Source organism: Porphyromonas sp. KLE 1280, from assembly GCF_000700805.1.
Classification (GTDB): Bacteria; Bacteroidota; Bacteroidia; order Bacteroidales; family Porphyromonadaceae; genus Porphyromonas; species Porphyromonas pasteri.
Window position 1 is genome coordinate 245,964 of record NZ_KL362964.1, and the last position, 24,500, is coordinate 270,463.

The window sequence follows — 24,500 nt, forward strand, 5'->3', positions numbered from 1 at the left end:
TTTGTAATCTACTCTGCTCGCCATAGGCGAGGAGACCCGAAGGCCTCGGTAGCCCGCCATTGGAGGAGAGGGTTGCCTCGGTTTTCAACTTAGTACGATGAGTTTCCCAATCGACAACGTGGCTCTTTTCTTTTGTTCTACTACAAAGATAAGCATTTGTTCGGATCTCGTCAATACGGTAGATCCATGCGCTCTTTGCTTATAGCGAGGGGAGGAGACGGCCGAGGTGGATGCCGTTCGAGCCCTTGACGAGGATGAGGCTGTCCGTGATGGGCTTTGCCTCGATGCGTGCGATGAGCTCCTCGACCGAGGGGAGGACGTGCTCCGATGCTCCGAGCTCCTCTACCCAATGCGGACCGCAGAGGTAGATCGTCAGTGGCGAGGCGGTGTGTGCCTTGAGGCGGGCATACAGCTCCTGATGGGCTTCGTGGCTCGATTCGCCCAGCTCGTTCATGTCGCCGAGGATGACGGTGCGGGGACGATCCAGAGGCTCGATGTGGAGGAAGTTGTCCAGTGCCGTGTGCATGCTTGAGGGGTTGGCATTGTAGGCATCCGCGATGATTTGGTTGCCACGGGTGGAGGTGATGAGCTGGGAGCGGCTGTTACTGGGGGTGTAGCTGGTGAGGGCTTCGTCGATGCGCTCGGGAGCTACGTCGAAGTAAAGGCCGATGGTGATCGCTGCAAGAGCGTTAGCGAGGTTGTAGTCCCCGACGAGGTGAGTCTGCACGCTACGCTGCTCGATGCCGAGGGTGGGGCAGGCCCAAGAGAAGTGGAGGAAGAGCTGATCGCCCGTGCTGGGGGTAGCTTGCCCGACGATACGTGCTTCGGGGTCGGTACCATAGTCGATGCGATCGATACCTTCGCTCATCTCCTCGAGCATCTTGTCTTCGGCTCGGAAGAAGACGATACCCTTGTGGGCGCGGAGCCTGTCATAGAGCTCGCCCTTGGTGCGGCGTACCCCTTCGATGGAGCCGAAGCCCTCGAGGTGCGCCCGACCGATGTTGGTGATGAGCCCGTAGTTGGGCTCGGCGATGGCGCAGAGCTCATCGATGTCCCCAGGCTTGCTGGCGCCCATCTCGATGAGGGCAAGCTGATGCTCTGGGGTGAGACGTAGGAGGGTCAGGGGGACACCGATATGATTATTGAGGTTGCCCTCGGTATAGAGGAGGCGGTAGGTCGTCGAGAGGACGGCAGCCGTCAGCTCCTTCGTCGTCGTCTTACCATTCGTCCCAGTGATCGCGATGACGGGGATGCCCAGCTGCTGACGGTGGTGGCAGGCGAGCAGCTGTAGGGCCTTCAGGCTGTCCTCGACGAGGATCGTTCGCTCGTCGATCTGTGCGTTGGGGTCGTCGATGATAGCATAGGCTGCGCCAGCCTCCAGTGCGGCACGGGCATACTGATTGCCGTCGAAGCGCGCTCCACGCAGGGCGAAGAAGATACAGCCCTCGGGTAGCTGGCGGGTATCGGTGCTCACCACGGGGTGGGCGAGGTAGATGGAGTAGAGGTCTTCTATCGTGATCATGAGTCGGGTCATAAGGGAGTAGGGGAGTGGGAAGCGCCCTACGGTGACACTACTATTATATATGGTGTCACAAAGGTACTACATAGCCTCAATACCGCGTAGATAGGCTGGGATTCATCTCGGGGGCTGCTGTGAAGAGTAGCTACCTCCGTCCTTTCCCTACCTATTATTATTAGGTTATGGCATGTTATTGTATAAGGGTATGGTATGCTATTATATAGGTGTATGGTATGATTGGCCCACCTTCGTAGCTCGCCCTTCCCTTGCCCCTTCTTTCTGACTTGTGGAAGAGAGGGCGCAAACCACTATATTTCCTTAAATTTTTTATTAAGTTGGGGATTGAAAAGCTTTATACTCTGCATGTTATTTATCTCTATCTTTGTCCCCCGGATTGTAACGGAAGGTACATGGACAAGCATTCGGGCGTGATGCCCCTTTTACTCTCAAATGACTCTGCACGTGTGTGTCGCATGGCTTGCGATATGCGCGAGTGGTCGGTGGCTATGCCCCTCATTGAGGAGATGGCGACACAGATGGACAGCTCCATTTGGTCGACGCGTCAGACCTATACCTCCTACCTATATAATAATAGAGCCCAGAAGATGCTCGGCTATGGCCGTCAGCTCTTCGGGGCTTTTCTTTTGTGTGCCCCTCAGCTCCGTGCTCCACGAGCATAGATGAGGGACACCTGTGTGCTGCTTATTTTTTTAATGTTTCAGATATGAAGAAAGTACTATCTATCCTCATGATCCTCTTCCTTACGGTCGCTACGGCGATGGCGCAGGGTAAGAGTATCAGCGGGGTCGTCCTCGACGCCGCTAATCATGAGCCTGTGATCGGGGCTTCTGTCCTGGTCAAGGGCGTACAAGGCCAAGGTGCTTCCACGGACATCAACGGGAAGTTCAGCCTGAAGAACGTGAAGGCAGGTGCGGTCCTCGTAGTATCGTCCATCGGCTACAAGAAGATCGAAGTCCCTGTCGGTAACCAGACTGAGCTTAAGATCGAGCTCCCCAGTGAAGACAATCAGGTGGAAGCCGTTGTCGTCACCGCTCTCGGTATCAAGCGCTCGCAGAAGGCCCTGAGCTATAATGTCCAGGAAGTCAAGAGCGACGCTCTCACGACGGTGAAGGATGCCAACTTCATGAATAGCCTCAACGGTAAGGTCGCTGGTGTAAACATCAACGCCTCTTCCTCGGGTCTCGGTGGTGCTACGCGTGTCGTCATGCGTGGTCCTAAGTCGATGAACCAGAGCAACCAGGCTCTCTACGTCATCGACGGGATACCCATCATCAACACCAACGGTGGTGAGACGAACGGTCGCTACTCTTCGCAGCCTAAGGGTGAAGGTATCTCTGACATCAACCCTGACGATATCGAGTCGATCAGCGTCCTCAGTGGTCCTGCTGCTGCTGCACTCTATGGTGCAAGCGCTGCTCAGGGGGTCATCATGATCACCACGAAGAAGGGTAAGGATGGTCGCGTGCAGGTCATGCTCTCCAACAGCACCTCCTTCTCTCGTCCCTTCGTCATGCCTCGCTTCCAGAACGAATTCATCAGCGCTCCTGGTGACGTGAAGAGCTGGGGGGCACAGACGGCTTCTCCCTATGGGAAGTTCGATCCCGCTGACTTCTTCAACACGGGTTCTAACATCCAGAACACGGCTTCGCTGACTATCGGTAACGCGAAGAACCAGACGTATCTCTCTCTCGGCTCGACTAATGCTGCTGGTATCATCCCCAACAGCAAGTACGACCGCTACAACTTCAACTTCCGCAACACGACGAAGTTCCTCGAAGATAAGCTGACGCTTGACTTCGGCTTCAACTACATCCGTCAGGGCGACCAGAACCTCATCGCTCAGGGTGAATACCTCAACCCCATCGTACCTCTGTATCTCTTCCCCCGCGGTGAGAACTTTGACGGTGTACGTACCTATGAGGTCTACGACCCTATCCGTAAGATCTACGTCCAGAACTGGAACTACGGTGATGCTTACTCACAGCAGAACCCCTACTGGGTCGCTAACCGCATGCTCACCACGGGCAGCAAGGATCGCTACATGATCAACGGCTCGCTCAAGTGGAAGATCAACGAATGGATCGACATCACGGGTCGTGCTCGTGCTGACGTCATCAACAGCTTCGACGAAAGCAAGCGCTACGCTTCTACGGCCACCCTCTTCACGGGGTCACAGTATGGCTACTACTCTTACAGCAAGGGTAACAACACCTCACTCTATGGTGACGTGATGGCGAACATCAACAAGCGTATCGACGACTTCTCTATCGCTGCTAACGTCGGGGTGTCTACCAACCGCTCTTACAACGATGCTCGCGGCTTCCGCGGCGGTCTTCGCTCTATCTCTAACGTCTTCGATCCTAACCAGATCGACTACGGTCAGCCTACTGCAGGTAATGCTCCTGTATACACTAATAGCTCGCACATCACGAACTCTGCTTTTGCAAGCGTAGAAACGGGCTGGAAGAACATGGTCTTCCTCACGCTTACGGGTCGTGAAGACTGGGACTCTGCTCTGGCTCACACCACGGCTAACCCCTTCTTCTATCCCTCTGTCGGTCTCTCTGGTGTCATCTCACAGATGGCTAAGATGCCTAAGTGGGTCAACTACCTCAAGACGCGCCTCTCTTGGGCTAAGGTCGGTTCGCCTATCCCTGCTCAGATCTCTTCTCCCTACCGCTATACCTACGACCCCGCATCGCAGAGCTATGCTACGGTCACGTATAAGTTCCCCGAAGACTTCAAGCCTGAGCTGACCTATTCATGGGAAGCTGGGGTGACGGGTAAGTTCTTCCGCAACCGCCTGAGCCTCGAAGCTACGATCTACCAGTCCAATACGAAGAATCAGACCTTCCTCATGCCTCTCTCTTCGGCCTCCAACGGCTATAACAGCGAGTATATCCAGGCAGGTAATGTTCGTAACCGCGGTATCGAGCTCTCTCTCGGCTGGACGAGCCAGTTCGGCGAGCTGGAGTGGACCACGACGGGTACCTTCAGCGCTAACCAGAACCGCATTGTTGAGCTGATCCCTGGTCGCAAGGATCCTATCTCTAAGGGTGGTCTGAAGGGTGCTGACGTCTACCTCCGCGAAGGTGGTACGATGGGTGACATCTACATCAATACCGGTATCAAGCGCACTCCCGAAGGTTATCCTGTCCTCTCTACCGATGGCAAGATCATCCCCGAGACGCTTGACAACCCCATCTATAAGGGCTCTGTACTGCCTGATGCTAACCTCGGCTGGAGCAACGAATTCAACTGGAAGGGTCTGAACGTGGGCTTCATGTTCTCAGCTCGTCTCGGTGGTATCGTCCTCTCTCAGACGCAGGCTATCCTCGATGAGTACGGTGTATCTAAGGCTTCTGCTGATGCTCGTAAGGCTGGTGGTATCGCTGTCGGTAACGGCCGCATCGATGCTCAGGGCTACTACTCTGTAGTCGGTGGTGCAAGCCCCGTCTGGTCAGAGTACATCTATGATGCTACGAACGTCCGCCTCCAGGAAGCTCACGTCTCCTACCTCATCCCTAAGAAGCTCCTCGGCGATAAGGTCCGCCTCTCGCTCGGTCTGACAGCACGTAACCTGCTGATGATCTATAACAAGGCTCCATTCGACCCCGAGCTCACCGCTTCTACTGGTACCTACTACCAGGGCTTCGACTACTTCATGCAGCCCAGCCTGCGTAACCTCGGCTTCACGGTGAAGCTCCAGTTCTAAGCGTATTCTTAGAGACGTTTATTAAGAATGTATCTTATGAAGAAGAATCATATCGCCAAGGGGCTCGGCATCGCTGCCCTGTCACTCGCCTTGGCCTCCTGCACCAGTGGCTTTGAAGAAGCCAACCGCCCTGGCGGTAGCCAGAGTAAGGAGGTCCTGCAGCGTGATAACTACAATATCTCCTCCTTCCTCGTTCAGCTCCAGAATGTAGCTTTCCCCGAGCAGGAGAACGCGTACCAGTGTAACTTTGACCTCGTGGGTAACTACCTCGGCCGTTACTTCACCTATGCTAACAACGGCTGGAGCTCTAAGAACTTCGCCACCTTCAGCGCTCCAAGTGGCTGGCTCGGGTGGTCCAACTCTCAGATCCTCGTCCCTGCAAAGAGTGCGTTCGCTGAAATCGCAAGCCTCGCTGGTAAGGAAGACCTCAACTACAACTGGGCACTTATCATGCGTGCTCACGCCTTCCTTGCTCTGACCGACAAGTATGGTCCTATGCCCTTCGGCCTTGATGCGACCAACCTCGAAGGTTACAACTCTCAGGAAGCTATCTATAAGGCTCTCGTAGCTGACCTCGATGCTGCTGCAAGCAATATCAACGCCTTCGTCCTGGCTAACCCAGGTCGTACGGTCAATGAGGCTGCAGATAAGATCTACTCTGGAGACTTCTCTAAGTGGGTCAAGCTCGCTCACTCGCTCAAGCTCCGTATCGCTATCCGTATGCGCTATGCTGCTCCTGCTCTGGCTCAGCAGTACGCTACTGAGGCTGTGCAGGCTGGGGTCATCGAGTCTTCGGCTGACAACTGCGCTATCACCTATATTCCTCGTGGTCTTTACAAGACTTCGGTCGAGTGGGGTGACTCTCGTGCTTGTGCCGACATTGACTCCTACATGAACGGCTACGAAGACCCTCGTATCCCTGCTTACTTCGCAGCTCCTGCTAAGGCTGGTGACCGTAAGCTCATTGGCTGTCTGGCTGGTGCTGACGTGAAGAATAAGAACACTGCTGACGAAATTTATTCGGCTGCTGCTGTCACGAAGAACTCCCCCAGCGTATGGCTCTCTGCTGCTGAAATGTGGTTCTGCCGTGCTGAAGGTGCGCTGGCCGGTTGGTCGGGCATGGGCGGCACTGCTAAGGCCCTTTATGAGCGCGGAGTCAAGGAGTCCTTCACTCAGTGGAATGTCTCTGGTGCTGATGCCTACCTGCAGAGCAGCAAGACTCCTGCTGACTACAAGGATGCTGTCGGTGGCTATGGTAAGGACATGTCCGCTACCAGCACCATCACTCCTAAGTGGGATGACTCAGCTTCTGACGAAGCCAAGCTCGAGCGTCTGATCGTCCAGAAGTGGATCGCTCTCTTCCCCAATGGTCAGGAAGGCTGGTCGGAAATTCGCCGTACTGGCTATCCTAAGGTCTTCGCGCTCCCCGTCTCCACTAACGGCTACACCATCCATGTGGCTAACCGTATCCCCTACGACGTCAACGAGCGTACCCGTAACCAGGCTAACTACAGTGCAGCTCTCGTCACCCTCGGTGGTGCTGATGACTATGCTACGAAGCTCTGGTGGCAGAAGAAGTAACTATAGCTAACGAATCAAGAAATGAAGATCAAGAATATCCTCGCGGTATCGGCTCTCGCTCTGACCACGCTGGCTTCATGCAGCAAGTGGACGGATATGGAGATCCAGCATCCCGAAGACCTCACCCAGCCCAACCACTCAGAGGCCTACTACAAGGCTCTGCGCGACTATAAGAACTCCGATCACCAGATCGCATTCTCTTACTACAGCGCTTGGACGGGTGTTGGTACGAATATGCAGAGCTCACTGATGGGCCTGCCCGACTCTGTAGACCTCGTCTCTCTCTGGGGCGGGTGGAAGAACCCATCTGAAGCTCAGCTCAAGGACCTGCGTGATGCACAGCAGAAGAAGGGTCTGAAGGCTATGATCTGCTTCCTCGTCCTCGATATGGGCGCTGGTGTTACTCCCGATCCTACAGATGCTGAAAAGGCCGCTCTTAAGAGTGGTGAACAGTGGACGCACAAGTACTGGGGCTGGAGCACCGAACAGACGGAAGAAGGTAAGGCTGCCCGTCGTGCATCTGTCGTCAAGTATGCTAATGCGATCTGTGACCTCATTGATAAGTACGGCTACGATGGCTTCGATATCGATGCTGAGCCCAACTATTCTCACCCCTTCGGGACGAACTATGAGCTCTGGAGAACTGACAAGGAGAATGGTGTCCCGACGCTCATGACGCTCTTCATCGAGACCCTCGGTAAGCGTATCGGCCCTATGGCTGAGACGGAGGCTGGTCGTAAGAAGATCCTTGCTGTCGACGGTGAGCCCGATGCGCTTCCTGCTTCGCACGCGAAGTATTTCAACTACTTCATCATCCAAGCTTATAACAACTCTGTAGGCTACAACAATGGCCACTTCCAGGGTATGCTCAGAGCCTATAAGGATGTCCTCAAGGTCGAAGAGATCTGCAAGAAGAGCATCTTCGTCGTAGACTTCGAGTCTGGTGCTACTACGGGTGGTAAGGCTGGCCTGGGACAGATCCTCAACTTCGCCCTGCAGAACCCCGTCGTCGATGGTGTTACCTACCGTAAGGGTGGTGTCGGTGCCTTCCGTGTAGACCTCGAGTATGCCGTCACTACGCCTGACGTCGTGAACGGGATCGACATGAAGCCTGTCAAGGGCCTCTCTTATCCCTGGTGGCGTCGTGCTATCCAGCTTATGAACCCCCAGATCAAGTAGACGAATCCAATGAAGATCAATAAATATCTCCTCGGAGTCGTAGCTGCTGCTGCACTCCTCAGCTCCTGTAACGACAGAGAACTTAAGGAGCTCACGAATCAAGCTTACATCGCCCAGACGGGTACGCAGGCTGGTCGTATCGGGTCACTCCAGCTGGGAGACAGCGAAGTCTCTACGGATATCAATATCCGCATCTCTTCGCCCCAGACCAAGGACCAGACCTATGCACTCGAGCTGAGTCAGGAAGCTCTCGATGAGTACAACAAGCTCAATGGGACGGCCTACACGATGCTCCCTGCAAGTCAGGTCGCTCTCTCTTCCTCTCAGGTTGTCGTCAAGGCTGGTGCTGTCTTCTCCGAAGCTGTTAAGGTAACTCTCCAGCCTCTGACGCAGGAGCAGATGAACCTCGGTAAGAAGTATGCTGTCGCCTTTAAGCTCAAGAGTGTGGATGCCTCTACTCCTATCCTTAATGGGGCTGACACCTACGTCTATGCTATTAAGACGATCACCTCGGCAAGTGCTCCTATCCTCGGTACCTACAAGGGTGTATACTATCGCGCTATCGCTCGTGGTATCCCCGCTACTGACCTTGAGCGCTTCACGGTCGAGATGCGTGTGAATATCAATGGCCTCGACATCAACAACCAGGCTATCTTCGGTGCTTGGGCTCAGGGCTCTGAGATCTACATGCGCTTCGGTGATGCTACGCCTCCATACAACTACCTGAACATCAAGTTCGGTGATGGTGGCCAGATCGACCGTACTTTCGAAGGTGCTAAGACGAATACGTGGTATCACGTTGCCCTCGTTTACGATGGCGCGCAGGCTACGCTCTACGTCAATGGTAGCAAGGTCATCAGCACGGACAAGCCTGCTGGTCGTACCTTCAAGCTCAACGATGCTATCCACGTCGCTGGCTCGGGTGCTGCATGGTTCCGAAATGCTTGTATCTTCAGCGAGCTTCGTATTTGGAATACGACTCGTACGCCTGAGCAGCTGAAGGATAACGAGTACACCGTCGATCCTTCGACCCCAGGTCTCCTACACTACTGGAAGATGAACGAAGGTCAGGGTGGCACATTCGCTAACTCGATCGCTGGTGGCCCTGCTCTCAACGTCTATGGCACGGCATACGATGAGAACAACCCTGCAAGCAGCCAGATCCTGACGCCTACTTGGGTCTCTAACGTCCGCTCTGACGGTACCGGTACGGTCAAGGTACCCTAATCGTAATATTGGTGGTACGACACGGCCCTCTCCTCGCTGGGAGGGTCGTGTACGACCCCTCTAATAGAAGTTTAATATGCAAAAGACTCTATCTATAGCTTGCGCAGCGCTCTTCCTTGGCCTCACGTCTTGTAGCAAGAGCTTTGATCTGGATACTCCTCTCTTTGATAAGACAGAGACACAGACTGCTGCATCCGTAGCGTATATCAAGACGGGCGACTTCGACCTCGCTAAGTCCATCAGCCCTCTTCTCGTCGCACACAGTGCCTCGACCGTAACTGAGTTCACCGCTCAGGAGCGCTATGTCTACCTCTCCAAGCCCGTTGATCAGGATGTGACGGTGACTGTAGCTCTCGCTACGACGGAATCTTCTATCGCTTCCTTTACAAAGATTCTCCCGACGAATCCTGGCTATAAGGTCGCTCCCGAAGGCTATGCTAAGCTTTCTACCACGACCGTAACTATTCCCAAGGGGCAGACGAAGAGCTCTTCAGCGATCACCATCAGCGTGGGTGATAAGTATACTGAGATCTCAAAGGCTAATGCAGCTACGGAATACTATGTAATTCCCGTCCAGGTATCTGCTATCTCGGGCTCATCCTCTGTCGGTGTTAGTCAGGACTATGGTACCTACTTCATCCCTGTGAATAAGAGCTATCAGAATGTCGGTTACTATACGCGCAACCCTGAGGGTACGGCTCTTACCTCTGCAGACATCACCTATGATGTTTCTTCGGCGCTCTCTTGGCTGACCTATACCTATAGTAAGGATCATCTCTATGACGGCGATCCTTCTGATGAATGGTATGCGGCTTCCTCAGATCAATCTCCTTGGGTGAGTGGTATCCTCGCTAATGGTACGAAGAAGTTTACTGCTATTCACTTCCAGGGTACGTCTGGGCTTATCGAAGCCTTCGCTGCGATTGAGATCTTCACGACGCAGGACGGCACGAACTGGACTTCTCAGGGTGTCCTCTCCGCATCTTACCTCAATCAGGAAAGCTCGGCTGTAGTCCGCTTCCTCAATCCTATTGAAGCTAAGGGTGTGAAGATCCAGGGTATCAATCCCACTGGGTCTGGTCTCTTCGGTATCGGTGAGCTGACCTTCTACGCCGAGTAAGGTCTCCCTCCTACTATAAAAAAGCCTCAGGGGCTGTATCTCACGATGGAGATACAGCCCCTGAACTTTTTTATTATTCCCTTTAAGAAGAGGACTTAGTCCTCTGCCTGCTTAGCTGCTGCGAGGGTATTCAGCATGAGGGAGATGATGGTCATCGGGCCGACGCCACCAGGGACGGGCGTAATGTAGGAGGCGAGGGGTGCAACTTCATCGAAGGCAACGTCACCGGTGAGCTTGAAGCCACTCTTACGCGAAGCATCGGGTACACGTGTCGTGCCTACGTCAACGATGACGGCACCAGGGCGCACCATGTCAGCCTTGAGGAACTCAGGTACGCCGAGGGCTGCGACGATAATGTCTGCCTGCAGGCAGAGCTCCTTGATGTTGGGCGTGCGGCTGTGGCAGACCGTGACGGTGCAGTCGCCAGGAGTACCCTTGTGCAGGAGGAGCTGCGCCATGGGCTTACCGACGATGTTGCTACGGCCAAGGACGACGCAGTGCTTACCACACGTCTCGATGTCGTAGCGGCGAAGGAGCTCAATGATCCCCTGAGGGGTCGCTGACACGAAGCAGGGAAGGCCGATACTCATGCGCCCTACATTGATGGGGTGGAAGCCGTCGACGTCCTTGCTGGGATTGACAGCTTCGATGATGCGCTGCTCGTTGATGTGCTTCGGCAGGGGGAGCTGGACGATGAAGCCATGCACCTCGGGGTCGTTATTCAGACGCTCGATCTCGCTGAGCAGACGCTCTTCGGTGACGTCATCCTCGAAGCGGATGAGTGAGGAGCGGAAGCCCACCTCGGCACAGGTCTTGATCTTAGCTGCTACATAGGTCTCGCTGCCGCCGTCATGTCCGACGAGGATAGCTACCAGGTGAGGGGCTTTTTTGCCAGCTGCGACGCGGGCAGCTACTTCGGCTGCGATCTCCTGCTTGATCTGAGCGGAGGTTGCTTTACCATCGAGGAGCTTGTAGGTTTGTTCTTTCATTGGGGTAGTACGATGAATGAGTAGGTGGGCGGATAGACGCCGCTACGGGCCCTAAGGCTTATCAAAGATAGGCAAAGTTTGGCGCCTATGAGGTAGATCTACTTATGAAAAAGCACCGCCCCACAGACCTCGCGGAGAGGCTGTGGGGCGGTGCTGCTTTATTGGGGTGGAAGGCATGCTCTTAGCGCACGATGCCGTCACGACGAAGGAGGGCATCAATGGTGGCCTTCTTGCCACGGAAGCTCTGATAGAGCTCCTCGGCATCACGGCGGTCACCCTGACTCAGTACCTCACGGCGGAAGCGCTCAGCTGTAGCCGTAGAGAAGATCCCTTCTTCTTGGAAGGCGGCGAAGGCGTCGGCATCCAGCACTTCGGCCCACTTGTAGCCGTAGTAGCCAGCTGCATAGCCACCCGAGAAGATATGCCCGAAGGAGGTGCTCATCTGGCAAGGTGCAGGCGTAGCGGGCAGGAGTTGGGCCTTCTGCCAAGCCGTATCTTCGAAGGTCTTCGTGTCAAGGCCCTCGGCGAGAGGCTCGGTGATCGTGTGCCAAGCCATGTCGAGGTAGCCGAAGCTCAGCTGACGACAGGCAGCGTAGCCTGCGAGGAAGTGGCGGGCGCGCTCCATACGCTCGATGAGGACCTCGGGTAGTGCTTCGCCCGTCTGATAGTGTACGGCGAAGCTCTGGAGCCACTCACGCTCGTCCAGCCAGTTCTCCATCAGCTGGCTGGGTAGCTCGACGAAGTCACGGACGACGTTGGTCCCGCTGAGCGAGCCGTGACGGCATGTGGAGAGCATACCATGCAGGGAGTGACCGAATTCATGCAGGAAGGTGCGTACCTCACCTGGTGTGAGCAGAGCGGGACGATCGGCCGTGGGCTGGGTGAAGTTCATCACCAGCACGATGTGGGGACGATGGTCTTCACCCTCGGCCGTGTGATACTGCTCCTGGAGATTGTTCATCCAGGCACCGCTCTGCTTGCCCTCACGAGGGAAGAAGTCGGTGTAGAGAAGTCCGAGATAGCTCCCATCAGCATCGTGCACCTCGTAGGTGTGTACGTCGCTGTGGTAGACGGGCAGATCCGTGCGCTCGGTGAAGCGGATGCCGTAGAGGCGTGTTGCCAGCGAGAAGATGGCATCCGAGACGCGCGATAGCTCGAAGTAGGGGCGTAGCTCCTCTTCGTCCAGCTCGTAGAAGGCCTGCTTATAGCGCTCTGCCCAGTAGCTCCAGTCCCAGGGCTGGAGGGGGAGGGTAGCGCCTGCCTCGCATGCGAAGTCGGCCACTGCTGCAAGCTCCTTCTCTGCTAAGGGCTTGTAAGCCTCGAGGAGCTCGTCGAGCAGCCCATAGACTGCCGTCGTGCTACCTGCCATACGGCGGGCGAGGACCTTCTCAGCAAAGCTCTTGGAGCCTAAGAGCTGAGCAAGCTCCAGACGCAGGTTCACGAGACGACGGATGAGCTCTCTATTGTCATACGCGTCTCCCGCAGCTCCGACAGCCATCTTCGCCAGATACATCTCTTGGCGTAGGGCGCTCGAGGGGCAGTGCTGCATGAAGGGGAAGTAGCTGGGGGCGGAGAGGGTGAAGAGCCAGCCATCGCCCTTGCCCTCCTTCTCGGCCAGCTCATGCGCTACGGCGAGTGTCGAGTGGGGAAGCCCTTCGACCGCAGCGGCATCATCGACGAAGAGGCGGAAGCGCTGCTGATCCTTGAGGTTGTTTTGTCCGAAGGTGAGGCTCAGCTCGCTCAGCTCACGCTTGACTTCGCGCAGTCGCTCCTTCTCCTCTGCAGGGAGCTGGGCACCGCTCTCGCTGAAGCCTTCGTAGCAGCGCTCGAGGAGGCGTAGGTCTTCGGCATCGAGCTGGAGGCTCTCACGTGCCTCCCATATCTGACGGATACGCTCGAAGAGGGGCTCGGAGAGGGTGATGAAGGAGGAGAGTGCTGAGAGCTCAGGGCTAACCTCCTGACTGATCTGCATCAGTTCGTCCGTAGCCTCAGCGTGTAGGAGGTTGTAGAAGCTACCTGATACCCACTCGAGGAGGGCACCGGAGCGCTCGAGAGCAAGGATGGTGTTGGCAAAGGTGGGGGCTTCGGGTGAGGCGATGATCGCCTCTACCTCACGGCGCTTCTCTTCGATAGCCAGACGGAAAGCCTCGCGGAAGTCCTCAGTCTTGAATTGGTCGAAGGCATAGGCTCCGTGGGGGAGCTGGCTGGGCTGACAAATACTATTCATGTCGTCAGTGATACACGGGAGGGGGTGAAAAGAAAGCTACCTGCCTTCGTCGCAGCCACGCGAAGGGGCAGGCGAAGGCAGGTAGCCGTATGGTGTATCCCTCCAGCGGAAGGCCGCAGGGGTAGGATACGTAGGGATCGACGTCTTAGAGGCGGTTGTTAGAGCCGAGGACGTTGATGATCTTGTGTTCGTAGAGCTTCTTGAGAGACTCACGAGCTGGACCGAGGTACTTACGTGGGTCGAATTCAGCAGGGTTTTCTGCGAAGACCTTACGTACAGCAGCGGTCATAGCGAGACGGCCGTCAGAGTCGATGTTGATCTTGCAGACAGCGCTCTTAGAAGCCTGACGGAGCTGCTCTTCGGGGATACCGACAGCATCCTTGAGGGCACCACCGAACTTGTTGATCGTAGCGACTTCGTCCTGGGGTACGCTGGAAGAACCGTGGAGTACGATGGGGAAGCCAGGGATCTGCTTTTCGATCTCAGCGAGGATATCGAAGCGGAGGGGAGGAGGTACGAGGATGCCGTTAGCGTCGCGGTGGCACTGCTCAGGCGTGAACTTGTTAGCACCGTGTGACGTACCGATAGAGATAGCGAGTGAGTCAACACCCGTCTTGCTGACGAAGTCAACAACTTCTTCGGGCTCGGTGTAGGTGTGGTGCTCAGCTACGACATCGTCTTCGATACCAGCGAGGACACCGAGTTCACCTTCGACCGTCACGTCGAACTGGTGAGCGTACTCAACGACAGAGCGCGTCAGAGCGACGTTCTCGTCGTAGGGGAGGTGCGAACCGTCGATCATCACCGAGGAGAAGCCCATTTCGATACAGCTCTTGCAGAGCTCGAGGCTATCACCGTGGTCGAGGTGAAGGGCGATCTGAGGATTGGGGCAGCCCAGCTCCTTAGCGTATTCTACAGCACCCTGAGCCATGTAGCGCAGGAGCGTCTGGTTAGCGTACTTACGTGCGCCGCTGGATACCTGAAGGATGACGGGAGACTTGGTCTCTACTGCAGCGCTGATGATAGCCTGCAGCTGCTCCATGTTATTGAAGTTGAAAGCGGGGATAGCGTAGCCACCCTTGATAGCCTTTGCGAACATATCGCGGGTGTTCACAAGACCCAGTTCTTTGTAACTAACCATTACTGTTCCTATTTATAGTTGATACGTTTATCGTTCTATGCAACAAAGATAAGGGAAATATATGTAAAACGGTTCGATATACTTAAATTTTTCAGGAAGTTGAGGCTACTCCTCTCCCCTCATAGAGCTCGTACCTCGGGAATGGTGCTGACTATTGGGACATTCATCTCCTGATTTACCCTCTGCTCCCACCCGCTATTTATTTCACTTTGATGTGTTTGCGGGAATGGAAATGTGAGGGTGCATAAAGCATGGAGGGCCGACTCTACTCGGTAGAATTGGCCCTCTTATTGAGCCTCAGCCACTGCCTTAGCTTGTATAGAAGTTAGGGTTCTTTTCATATACCCCACTACGGGAGAATAGTAGCACCTCATATAGGAGGGAAAGACAACCTATATGGGTCGCTGGGCTGACCTATATAGGTTCGCCCAGTGACCAATATGAGACTGTTGCCGTGAGTCCTGCCCTCTATTTATTGTGCTAAGGCATTGCATGTCCAGCTCCCCGATATCCCTCTCCGAAGAGATACACAAGCTCTTCGCTTTATCGCGAGTATTCTTCTGATCCAGTGGAGGAAAAAGTGTCCTTCTCGTGAAGGAAAAAGCACCTTCCCGTAGTGGTATTCTTCTATCTACGCACGTAGTCTTAAAGACCAGGCACGTCAGTCCAAATATCCACGTACGTAGATATTAGATCCACGTACGTAGCCCGCACTTATCTGCCACTCGTCCACAACTTTTATTCCTACGTGGAGCAATGGTCTCAATATAGCTTGGCTTCGTGACCTATATAGGTTCGCCCAAGGGCTCGTAGTGGGAGCTTATCCATAGGCACAAGGAAGGGTGAGATATCCCGTGAAGCCCTTATCTTTGCTCAGGTGGATTTAGGGGGATGCCCCGTGCCACTACTCTCGTATGTCCTGACTTCACTCTTATTCAAATAGACTATCATGAAGAGAACATTCAGCCTACTCTTGGCGCTTATGATGCTGACCTTGGCCTCGAGCTCCTGCTCCTTCTTCCGCTCCGCTGGGATTCAGAGCCGTCGCCACGTGCTACCCGACCAGCGCATTAGTATTGAGGAGGTGTATAGCTCGCGCGATCACCTCGGTATCTATGGTCGCCTGTACCGTCCTGTCGGAGTCAAGGGGCGCCTACCGCTCGTTATCCTTAGCCATGGCTTTGGCGTGACGCACCGTGATGGCGAGGGCTATGCCGAACTCCTGACGCGCATGGGCTACCTCTGCTATACCTTCGACTTCAACGGCGGTGGACGTGAGAGCCTGAGTGCTGGTGCGACGACAGATATGTCTGTCCTCACCGAGCAAGCGGACCTCAATGCGGTCATCGATCAGCTCAAGCGCCGCTCCGACGTTGATCCCCGATATATCACCCTCTTGGGCTTGAGCCAGGGCGGGCTGGTCTCCGCCCTCACGGCGGCATCGCGCCCCGATGATATCGCTTCGCTCATCTTGATTTATCCCGCCTTCAGCATCCCTGAGATGGTGCGTAAGCAGTGGGGTGAGTATCGGAAAATCCCTCTGGAAAACACCCTCTGGGGTATGCGTCTTGGGGAGAAGTACTACAAAGATGTGTGGAATATCGACCCCTATGCCGTCATCGGGCGCTTCCAAGGCCCTGTGCTGATCCTCCATGGGGATAGGGACCGCATCGTAGAGCAGTCCGTCTCGGATCGTGCAGCCACTATCTACAAGAATGCCGAGTACCACGTGATCCCAGGTGGCGAACACGGCTTCTCGGGAGAGGCCTTCCAGCAGGTCAAGCGCTACATCCAGACCTTTATGAAGCGATAGCTACGGCGCACCTTCCCTGATAGAAAAAGCTCCGCCCCGACCGTCCACATAGAGAGGACGATCGGGGCGGAGCTCTTTGAAGAGGTGTGCTTGTGCGGGCTAAAGATTGTAGCTGAGCCCGACAGCGAAGGCCATGAGGTCGGGGTAGCCTGGGACGAAGGTCGTCGCTATGTCGAGCTTGGGGCTGAGGGCATACTTATACTCCAGCTCACCTCCATACCAGAGGAACTTACGCTGCCACTTGTCCGTGGGGCTACCCTCGAAGTACTTCGTGTCGACCTACCCAGGGAGGCGGTACCAGTTGCGTCGGTAGATCCATGTCGGTCCGATACCGCCGTAGAGGCGATGCCGCCCGATGCGGAAGATACGAGCACGTAGGCCGATGCTCGTCACACCAGCGAGCTGGGCGGTGCAGTCTGCATAAAGCCCTTGGATACCCTTGACGGAGAGGATCTCGGGGATGATGAAGTACTCGTAGGAGAGTAGGGCACCCAGATCAACTACGAAGTAAGCCTCGGGGTCCAGGCGGTTCGGCATCAGCTTGGCATTGGGCCTCCCGCTCAGAGGATGGAAGCTGAGGCCCATGAACTTCAGGCTGATGTTTTGACGGCTCTGCCCTTGTAAGGGTAGTGAGCAGAGGGTGAGCCCGATGAGGGCGTATAGGAAATGGTGTGTACGCATAGATGGAGTGTGTGTAATAAAAAAGCGTAGCGCCAGCTTCTACATAGAGCAAAGGGATTGCTGTCGGAGAAGCTGGCGCTACATGCTTAGGAGAGCTGGTGCTCCTTAGCGTCGGGGCTTGGGACCCATGACGATGGTGAGCTTGCTATTGGGATGGATATCCTTGTGCGTGAAGGTGAGGCTTTCCGTGATGTCACGTCCGTTGATGGAGGCCTGCTGCACGTACTTATTCTCCTTACTATTGTTACGCACCTCGATAGTGAAGATGCCCTTGGGGAGCTGGATCTTCGCCATATCTACGAGCGGACGGCCGATGGTGTACTCGGCCTTACCAGGGCAGACCTGATAGAAGCCCAGCGCACTGAGGACGTACCAAGCTGACATCTGACCGCAGTCCTCGTTGCCAATGATACCTGCAGGCGTAGGCTTGTAGAAGTGGCGCAGGACGGTGTCGAGGATCGCCTGTCCCTTGTGAGGTGCAGCGGTGTAGTTGTAGAGGTAGGCGATGTGGTGGCTGGGCTCATTGCCGTGTGCATACTGCCCGATGAGGCCCGTAATGTCACCCGACTGCTCAGCTCCATCGATACGTGAGGACGTGGTGAAGAGCGTATCGAGGTTGCGCTCCAGCACCTCACGACCGCCCATGAGCTTGAGGAAGCCCTCCATATCGTGGGGAGCGTAGAAGCTCCACTGATAGGCATTACCCTCGGTGTAGTCGCTCTTCTCATGAGCGGAGAAGCGGGGGTTGAAGGGTGTGAGGAATGAGCCATCACCCTTGACGGGGCGCATGAGGTTCGTCTCACGATCCCAGTAGCGGCGGTAGTAGAGCCCGCGCTGGTCGTAAGCCTTAGCTACGGAGTCGAGGCCTGCAGCCTCAGCGATACGGGCGATACACCAGTCATCGTAAGCCATCTCTACACCCCAGCTGACGCTCTCGGGGACGGAGTCGCAGGGCACGAAGCCGTAGCGCTCCTTGTAGTAAGGATGGCGGGTGATGAGGTCGAGCTCACGCGTACCGGCGAACTTCTCCGCCAGGTCAGCGCGATAGATCGAGCTACGCTGCGCAGCCTCCGTCCAGTGACGCAGGTCTTCGCTTGTAGCCAGACCCTTAGCGACGAGGTCGGCGAGGATGCTCACCGAGTGGTAGGCTGGCATACAGCCCGTATAGTTCGAGGCGAGTGGCCAGCGTGGGAGGATCGTCCCTTCGTCGTAGTCGCTGACGAGGCTCTTGCCATAGCGCAGTGCCTGATCGGGGTCGATGATCGTGAGCAGAGGATGCAGCGCACGATAGGTATCCCAGATAGAGAAGACGGTGTAGTGACCTTCTTCGGGGCGGGGATTCTTATGGATAGCCTTGTCCATGCCACGGAAGCTACCATCGACATCCTGATAGTTGAAGGGGGCGATATGCGAGTGGTAGAGTGCGGTGTAGAAGTTCTTGAGCACTGCCGTGTCAGAGGTCTCGATGCGGATCTTGCCGAGGAGATCAGCCCAGATACGGCGGCTCTCGGTGCGTACAGCCTCAAAGTCCCAGGCGGGGAGCTCTGCCTGCATATTGCGCTCAGCACCCTCGGGAGAGACGGCCGAGAGACCGACCTTCACGAGGTAGGGTGCGCTCCCCTTGGGGAGATAAAGGTGGAGCTTCAGGTCAGCCGTGTCACGCTCGATGGCGAAGCCTGCGCTGAGGAGCTGACGCTTGCCATCACGATAGAGGGCGATGCTATCGGCAGGTGTGGAGAGGCGGAGGATGTAGCTCATCTGATGATGCTCTGCCCAGCCCTTAGTGTAGTAGGTACCGACGATCGTCGAGTCATTGACAAGGCGGAAGTCATTCCCCACGACCTTGTGTCCCCAGTTGGGCTGGAGGATATGACCGAGGTCAAGGAGGAGCTTGCGGTCTGTGCTGTCCGCATAGGTAGCTCGGAGAAGCCCGACGCGGTCGGTGGAGGTCAGCTCGGTCTGGATGCCGAAGTTCTTCAGGCGCACCGAGTAGTAGCCAGGGGAAGCGGCTTCCTCGGTCTTGTCGAACTGAGCTATGGGGTGCAGCGTGTCAGCTCCGCTATAGGGAAGGATCGCCACATCGCCGAGGTCACCAATACCCGTCCCTGAGAGGTGGGTGAGGCTGAAGGCATAGATGACGCTGTCAGACTCATGGTAGCCACTGCTGGCATCCCAACCGATGAGGTGGGTGTCGGGGCTGAACTGTACCATCGCATTGGGGCGTGTAGCCCCTGGGAAGGTGTGTCCGTGCTCACCCGTACCGATGAACGGATCGACGAAACTCAGAAGATCCTCGCTGGAACTACTGCCCGTAGTCTTCGAGGAGCAGGCCGGCAGGAAGAAGGCGGCCGCAAGGAGGGCTGCTGAGGACGCGGCAAGCGACCTCAGTGAATGGGGTAATAGATGCATGAGATAGGGTGAGATAGATACTTAGCTTTGGCTGGCGAAGGCTGCAGCGAAGAGACGCATCTGGCGGAGCATCGAGACGAGCCCGTTGGAGCGTGTAGGGGAGAGGTGCTCGGAGAGACCTATCTCCTTGATGAAGTACAAGTCGGAGTCGAGGATGTCCTGTGGCTTCTGATCATTGAGGACACGCAGCAGAAGGCTGACGATACCCTTCACGATGATCGCATCGCTCTCACCCTGGAAGTGTACGCGCTCACCGTCAAAGTGAGCGGTGATCCACACGCGACTCTGGCACCCCTCGATGATATTAGTCGGGGTCTTGTCGCTCTCGGGGAGTGGCTCTAAGGTATTGCCGAGGTCGATGATGAGCGCATAGCGGTCCATCCAATCGTCCAAGGCAGAGAATTCTTCTATGATCTCGTCTTGTAGTTCGTTGATTGTAGGCATGGAGTGTGGGTGAAGTGATTAGATGTCCTCTCGGATCGTGGTGGCTACGGTCTCGCCGACAGCACGCAGGGTCTCCATATGGATGACGTTCATGTTGTCTGCTGAGGTGTGCCAATGAGCCCCAAAGCCCGTGGCTCTATTGGGGGCGAAGTTGATGATGTCCACGCAAGGGATGCCACGATAGCGGATCACGGGGCCGTGGTCATCGGTCATCTGTCCGCCATTAGCCTGGACGAAGTAGTCGCCCCAGCCAAGCTGGGCTGCGGTCTGCCAGAGGGCGGAGAGTAGGGGACGGGCATATTCTCGCGAGAGTCCCTCCCAGTAGAAGCGGGCACCTTGGGAGCCGACCATGTCGAGGAGGATGCCCCACTTAGCCTTGTAGTCACTCTGGTGGGGGTGCTGTGCCCAGTATTGTGAGCCGAGGCACCAGCTGTCTTCGTCTTCGCTCTGACCACCATCTTCGAGGTCAAAGAAGACGAAGTCCAGGGCCTTCCCCGAGGGGTTTAGGCTCTCTTGGCGTGCAAGCTCAAGTAAGACGGCGACGCCACTGGCTCCGTCATCTGCGCCCTGAATGGGTTCGCCCTGACGCTGGACGACTGGGTCGTGGTCAGCTACTTGGCGGGTATCCCAGTGAGCCATGAGAAGGATGCGGTCCGTACCCTCGGGAGTGCGGGTGGCGATGATATTCGTTCCCGCCGCCTGCTTGCCGAAGTGGTCCTTCCCCTCGAAGCGCTGCAGGGTCACCTCATAGCCCCACTGACGTAGCTTCTGCTCTATCCAGGCAGCTGTCGCGCGGTGACCTTCACTGCCAGGAGTGCGCACACCAAAAGCTACTTGCTGCTGTATGTACTGGTAGGCAGAGTCAGCGCTGAAGGGAGCCGCAGTGCGTCTCTCGGCGCTTTCGCTGCCCGTGCTGTCGGCACTCTGTGCTTGGCTCTTCGTGCCACCACAGCTGATGAGAGCTGCGCCGAGGCCTACGATAAAGAGATAGAGAAGAGGGGACTTAGGCATAATCTTCTTGCTCTTGGATGAGGAGGGATATGAGATGACCTTAGAAGATCGAGGGCTTGTTGGGCTCAATGATGATTTCGCTCAAGGGACGCTTGGGTACGTGATGGCGCCCTTCTTCGTCGCGCCAGTAGCGGACGTCCTCGGGGCTGCGTGCTTCCTCAAGGATGACCTCTTCGGCTGGCTTACCGATAGCGACGATCGCATTGATAGATAGGTGCGTGGGGAGATCCAGGCGGCGTGTGATCTCACCCTTGCCGTGACCAGCGAAGATGCAGACGCCATAGCCCGCATCTGTAGCCAGCAGACCCAGCGTCTGGAGTTGGATGCCTTCGTCAAAGCGAGCAGCAGGAGCAATATCGGTGTCGATGAGCTGGAGAAGGTAGGCACGGGGACGCTCACCTACAGCAGGACCATCCCACTCGGGGAGCATAGCAGCCCAGTGCTGGAGCTCTGTGATCTCATGACAGAGGGCTTCGTCCGTGATGATGATATACTTCAGTGGCTGGACATTGCGTGATGATGGCGTCTGGCGGACGACGTCCAGCCAGCGGAGGATCTGCAGGCGGTCAATGGCTACCGATTCGTCAAAGCGGCGGTAGGTGCGATCCTTCTTGATGAGAGTCTCGATGAGCGAAGACATAGATAGTGGAGATTTAGTATTTGGGTAGTGCGAAGAGCCGGCGTGCATTCTCGCTGGTCTTCGTGGTCAGTGTATCGTCAGTCAGCTCGTAGCAGCTGGCTACGAAGCTTGCCGTGTGGGGGAGGAAGGCCGGTTCATTGCGCTTGCCTCGCTTGGGGACAGGCGCAAGATAGGGAGCGTCAGTCTCCAGCAAGAGGCGCTCCAGGGGGATGGAGGCGACGTACTCCTTGAGCGTGCTGTTCTTAAACGTCACGACGCCATTGATCCCGACGTAGAAGGACGGGAAGGACAGTGCCTCCTCAAGCTCCTCTCGTGTGCCAGTGAAGCTGTGGAAGACTCCGCGAAGCTGTGGGAGATTTACCCGACGTAGCGTCTCGAAGGCATCAGCAAAGGCCTCGCGGATATGGAGGATCACGGGGATATCAAGCTTAGCAGCCCAGTGGAGCTGGCGCTCAAAGGCTTCGATTTGCTCCCGCTGATAGGTCGTGTCCCAATAGTAGTCCAGCCCGATCTCGCCGATAGCTACATGAGGACGCTGCGAGAGCTCCCGCTCCATATAGTCAAGCTGGGAGGTGTAGTCCTCCTTGACATAGGTCGGGTGCAGGCCAATGGTAGGGAAAAGTCGCTCGGGATGTGCTGCGCAAAGATCAAGGACGCGGGGATAGCTCGCTGCGTCAACATTAGGTAGGACCATCTGCCCTACACCAGCCTCTGTGGCGCGTGCGAGCATCTCGTCACGGTCCTCGTCGAACTCCTCTCCGTATATATGTGTGTGGCTGTCGATGAGCTGCATGCTACTTCGTGCGACCGGAGAGGGTATGGAAGAGGGTGAGAAGGAGCTCGCGTCCTTCTTCTCGGAGGGGAAGCTGCTCCACTCCGTGGTAGGCTTTGGTAGTGAGGCGCTTGATCTCTGCCTCGGCATAGAGGCGTGTACCAGCCTTATCGTAGAGTGCGCGTACCTCATCGATGTAGGCTCGGCGCTCCTTGGGCGTGTAGGCCAAGATCTTTTGCAGACGCTTGAGATCTTCGCCCTGTAGCTGCTCTAAAGTATATAGGAGAAGGAGGGTCTTCTTAGCATTGACGATGTCACCACCGATAGGCTTACCGAAGGTCTTCTCATCGCCATAGACGTCTAGTAGGTCGTCTTGGATCTGGAAGGCCAGTCCCAGCTGGATGCCCACAGCGTAGAGTGCGCGAGCTTGCTCTGCAGTCGCGCCTCCGACGAGTGCGCCCAGCTCCAGTGACGAGCCGAGTAGTACGGAGGTCTTCAGGCGGATCATCTCCATGTACTCCTCGACGCGGACCTCGGAGCGAGTCTCAAACTCCATATCATACTGCTGCCCGACGCATACCTCGAGGGCCATCTGGCTGAAGCGAGGAAGGAGCTCGGCAAGTAGGGACTTGTCTGCAATCTCAGCAAGAGATGCATAAGCCTCGATACTCATCGCATCACCCGATAAGATAGCCGTATTGTCACCCCAGCGACGATAGACCGTCTCTTGTCCACGGCGAAGTGGGGAGCGGTCCATAAGGTCGTCATGAAGGAGCGTGAAGTTGTGGAAGATCTCGAGGGCTACAGCTACGGGGAGGACAGGCTGCCAGGCTTCGGTGAAGGCGGCAGCTGCAGCGCAGGCCAAGAGTGGGCGGATGCGCTTGCCTCCGAGACGCAGGGTGTAGTCGATGGGGGCAAAGAGCCCTTCGGGAGAGCGAGTGCCAAGGGAGCGGGCTGCGAGCTGCTCCTCTACGGCCTCACGGATGAGCTTGAGCTTCTGTTGGTCGGGGTACATTGTCATAAGACGCTATTGTCGGCGATGTGCCTTTTACAAAGATACGACTTAGCCAGCGAATAAGCCCCATCGCTGAGTCTGGGGCAAAAGGAACTCGGGCAGATGCTCCACTGTGGAGAGCATCTGCCCGAGCTGTATGTGTCGCCTCCGTGGGGAGTGCGTGAAGAGGTCTTACTGCAGAGAGAAGACGATAGGGATGACGTAGCGCGTACGTACAGCCTTACCCTGCTGCTTACCTGGCTTCCACTTTGGGATGGACTTGACCACGCGGACAGCTTCCTTGTCGAGTGCAGGGTCTACGCCCTTGTAGACTTCTACAGCGGTAGCTGAGCCGTCACGCTCTACGACGAAGCGGACGATGACCTTACCCTGGATACCTGCATCCTGTGCGCTCTCTGGGTAGCGGAGGTGATCCTGCAGATACTTACGGAAGGCGTTCATACCACCGGGGAACTCTGGCTGCTCTTCTACGACTTCGAAGGGCTCGTCAGAGAGTTCTTCGGTAGGCGTGCCTGGTACATCCTTGGGGCCGAAGGGGATGTTGACGGGAGGAAGATCCTTACCTTCATCGGCAGAGACGAAGGTGGGCTTATCGACCTTGACGTTGTTGTCCACGACCTTGAATTCCTGAGGTAGCTGGATCTCGGTCTGCTGGGGTTGCTCCTGTGGCTTAGGCTCTTCAGGCTTATCCTCAGGCTGCTCTTCCTTGACGAGGAGCGCTTCTTCCATTTCGGCCTTGTTGCCAGCTCCATCAAGGTTGCCTGCTTGGGCAACAGAGCTACGCCACTCCAAGCTTACGAAGGTCAGGGAGAGTGCTACGACGAGACCCAGTAGGAGCGAGAGCCCCTTGCCCTTCTCGAGGTCAGCTTCTGGTGACTTCTTGATTTCCATACCGTTTACACTGTATCTTTAGTGGTTGATGTTGATCCTGTACGTTGCGTACACTTGTTTTCTTGACCACAAATATACGAATATATTCGTCTACATACTATATGT

General features: G+C 56.0%; 19 protein-coding genes. 7 read left to right on the forward strand and 12 right to left on the reverse strand.

The annotated features are described in order from the left end of the window. Positions 1-199: 199 nt before the first annotated feature. The gene (gene murF / locus HMPREF1121_RS06235; RefSeq protein ID WP_044115421.1) at positions 200-1,519 is read right to left on the reverse strand and encodes a UDP-N-acetylmuramoyl-tripeptide--D-alanyl-D-alanine ligase; all 1,320 of its coding nucleotides are present in this window, start codon (positions 1,517-1,519) and stop codon (positions 200-202) included. Positions 1,520-1,929: 410 nt separating this feature from the next. Between murF and HMPREF1121_RS06240 the strand changes: the two genes are divergently transcribed. The 6 genes from HMPREF1121_RS06240 (at position 1,930) to HMPREF1121_RS06265 (ending at position 10,362) form a co-directional block, all read left to right on the forward strand. Next, the gene (locus tag HMPREF1121_RS06240; protein WP_156946061.1) at positions 1,930-2,199 is read left to right on the forward strand and encodes a hypothetical protein; all 270 of its coding nucleotides are present in this window, start codon (positions 1,930-1,932) and stop codon (positions 2,197-2,199) included. A gap of 68 nt (positions 2,200-2,267) precedes the next feature. After that, a complete protein-coding gene (locus HMPREF1121_RS06245; RefSeq protein ID WP_232223754.1) occupies positions 2,268-5,255 on the forward strand; it encodes a SusC/RagA family TonB-linked outer membrane protein in 2,988 nt (995 codons plus the stop codon). Positions 5,256-5,291: 36 nt separating this feature from the next. Next, positions 5,292-6,836, forward strand: a complete 1,545-nt coding sequence (locus HMPREF1121_RS06250; RefSeq protein WP_044115423.1) for a SusD/RagB family nutrient-binding outer membrane lipoprotein — start codon at positions 5,292-5,294, stop codon at positions 6,834-6,836. Positions 6,837-6,857: 21 nt separating this feature from the next. Then, positions 6,858-8,015 carry a glycoside hydrolase family 18 gene (locus HMPREF1121_RS06255; RefSeq protein WP_052353629.1) on the forward strand — a complete coding sequence of 386 codons (1,158 nt, stop codon included), beginning with the start codon at positions 6,858-6,860 and terminating at the stop codon, positions 8,013-8,015. A 9-nt stretch (positions 8,016-8,024) separates the two neighbouring features. Beyond that, positions 8,025-9,242 (forward strand): DUF1735 and LamG domain-containing protein, encoded by a 1,218-nt coding sequence (locus tag HMPREF1121_RS06260; protein WP_044115378.1) that lies wholly within the window; start codon positions 8,025-8,027, stop codon positions 9,240-9,242. A gap of 76 nt (positions 9,243-9,318) precedes the next feature. Next, a complete protein-coding gene (locus HMPREF1121_RS06265) occupies positions 9,319-10,362 on the forward strand; it encodes a BT_3987 domain-containing protein (protein WP_044115379.1) in 1,044 nt (347 codons plus the stop codon). Between the two features lie 95 nt (positions 10,363-10,457). Here the strand turns inward: HMPREF1121_RS06265 and folD are convergent, their stop codons facing one another. The 3 genes from folD to HMPREF1121_RS06280 all read right to left on the reverse strand — a co-directional run bounded on the left by folD (position 10,458) and on the right by HMPREF1121_RS06280 (position 14,719). Further along, positions 10,458-11,351 (reverse strand): bifunctional methylenetetrahydrofolate dehydrogenase/methenyltetrahydrofolate cyclohydrolase FolD, encoded by an 894-nt coding sequence (gene folD / locus HMPREF1121_RS06270; RefSeq protein ID WP_044115380.1) that lies wholly within the window; start codon positions 11,349-11,351, stop codon positions 10,458-10,460. A 181-nt stretch (positions 11,352-11,532) separates the two neighbouring features. Then, positions 11,533-13,578, reverse strand: coding sequence for a M3 family metallopeptidase (locus HMPREF1121_RS06275; RefSeq protein ID WP_044115381.1), 2,046 nt, complete (start codon positions 13,576-13,578; stop codon positions 11,533-11,535). A 145-nt stretch (positions 13,579-13,723) separates the two neighbouring features. Continuing rightward, positions 13,724-14,719: a class II fructose-bisphosphate aldolase gene (locus HMPREF1121_RS06280; RefSeq protein ID WP_044115383.1), complete on the reverse strand. Its 996-nt coding sequence runs from the start codon at positions 14,717-14,719 to the stop codon at positions 13,724-13,726. A gap of 949 nt (positions 14,720-15,668) precedes the next feature. On the opposite strand from HMPREF1121_RS06280, the gene HMPREF1121_RS06285 reads away from it, so the two are divergent. Further along, positions 15,669-16,532 carry an alpha/beta hydrolase family protein gene (locus HMPREF1121_RS06285; RefSeq protein WP_084151989.1) on the forward strand — a complete coding sequence of 288 codons (864 nt, stop codon included), beginning with the start codon at positions 15,669-15,671 and terminating at the stop codon, positions 16,530-16,532. A 279-nt stretch (positions 16,533-16,811) separates the two neighbouring features. On the opposite strand, the gene HMPREF1121_RS06290 is transcribed toward HMPREF1121_RS06285, so the two are convergent. The 8 genes from HMPREF1121_RS06290 to HMPREF1121_RS06325 form a co-directional block, all read right to left on the reverse strand. Further along, positions 16,812-17,213 carry a hypothetical protein gene (locus HMPREF1121_RS06290; protein ID WP_198019168.1) on the reverse strand — a complete coding sequence of 134 codons (402 nt, stop codon included), beginning with the start codon at positions 17,211-17,213 and terminating at the stop codon, positions 16,812-16,814. A gap of 105 nt (positions 17,214-17,318) precedes the next feature. Further along, positions 17,319-19,622, reverse strand: coding sequence for a GH92 family glycosyl hydrolase (locus HMPREF1121_RS06295; RefSeq protein WP_052353631.1), 2,304 nt, complete (start codon positions 19,620-19,622; stop codon positions 17,319-17,321). Between the two features lie 21 nt (positions 19,623-19,643). Beyond that, the gene (locus tag HMPREF1121_RS06300; protein ID WP_044115385.1) at positions 19,644-20,066 is read right to left on the reverse strand and encodes a SufE family protein; all 423 of its coding nucleotides are present in this window, start codon (positions 20,064-20,066) and stop codon (positions 19,644-19,646) included. Between the two features lie 18 nt (positions 20,067-20,084). Beyond that, positions 20,085-21,077: a M28 family peptidase gene (locus HMPREF1121_RS06305; RefSeq protein WP_052353632.1), complete on the reverse strand. Its 993-nt coding sequence runs from the start codon at positions 21,075-21,077 to the stop codon at positions 20,085-20,087. A 40-nt stretch (positions 21,078-21,117) separates the two neighbouring features. Further along, the gene (locus tag HMPREF1121_RS06310) at positions 21,118-21,717 is read right to left on the reverse strand and encodes a nitroreductase family protein (RefSeq protein WP_044115386.1); all 600 of its coding nucleotides are present in this window, start codon (positions 21,715-21,717) and stop codon (positions 21,118-21,120) included. Between the two features lie 13 nt (positions 21,718-21,730). Continuing rightward, on the reverse strand, positions 21,731-22,510 hold the full coding sequence (locus tag HMPREF1121_RS06315; protein WP_044115387.1) for a TatD family hydrolase: 780 nt from the start codon (positions 22,508-22,510) through the stop codon (positions 21,731-21,733). A gap of 1 nt (position 22,511) precedes the next feature. Next, positions 22,512-23,510 (reverse strand): polyprenyl synthetase family protein, encoded by a 999-nt coding sequence (locus HMPREF1121_RS06320; protein WP_232223750.1) that lies wholly within the window; start codon positions 23,508-23,510, stop codon positions 22,512-22,514. Between the two features lie 165 nt (positions 23,511-23,675). Further along, positions 23,676-24,395, reverse strand: coding sequence for an energy transducer TonB (locus HMPREF1121_RS06325; RefSeq protein WP_044115390.1), 720 nt, complete (start codon positions 24,393-24,395; stop codon positions 23,676-23,678). Positions 24,396-24,500: the final 105 nt, after the last annotated feature.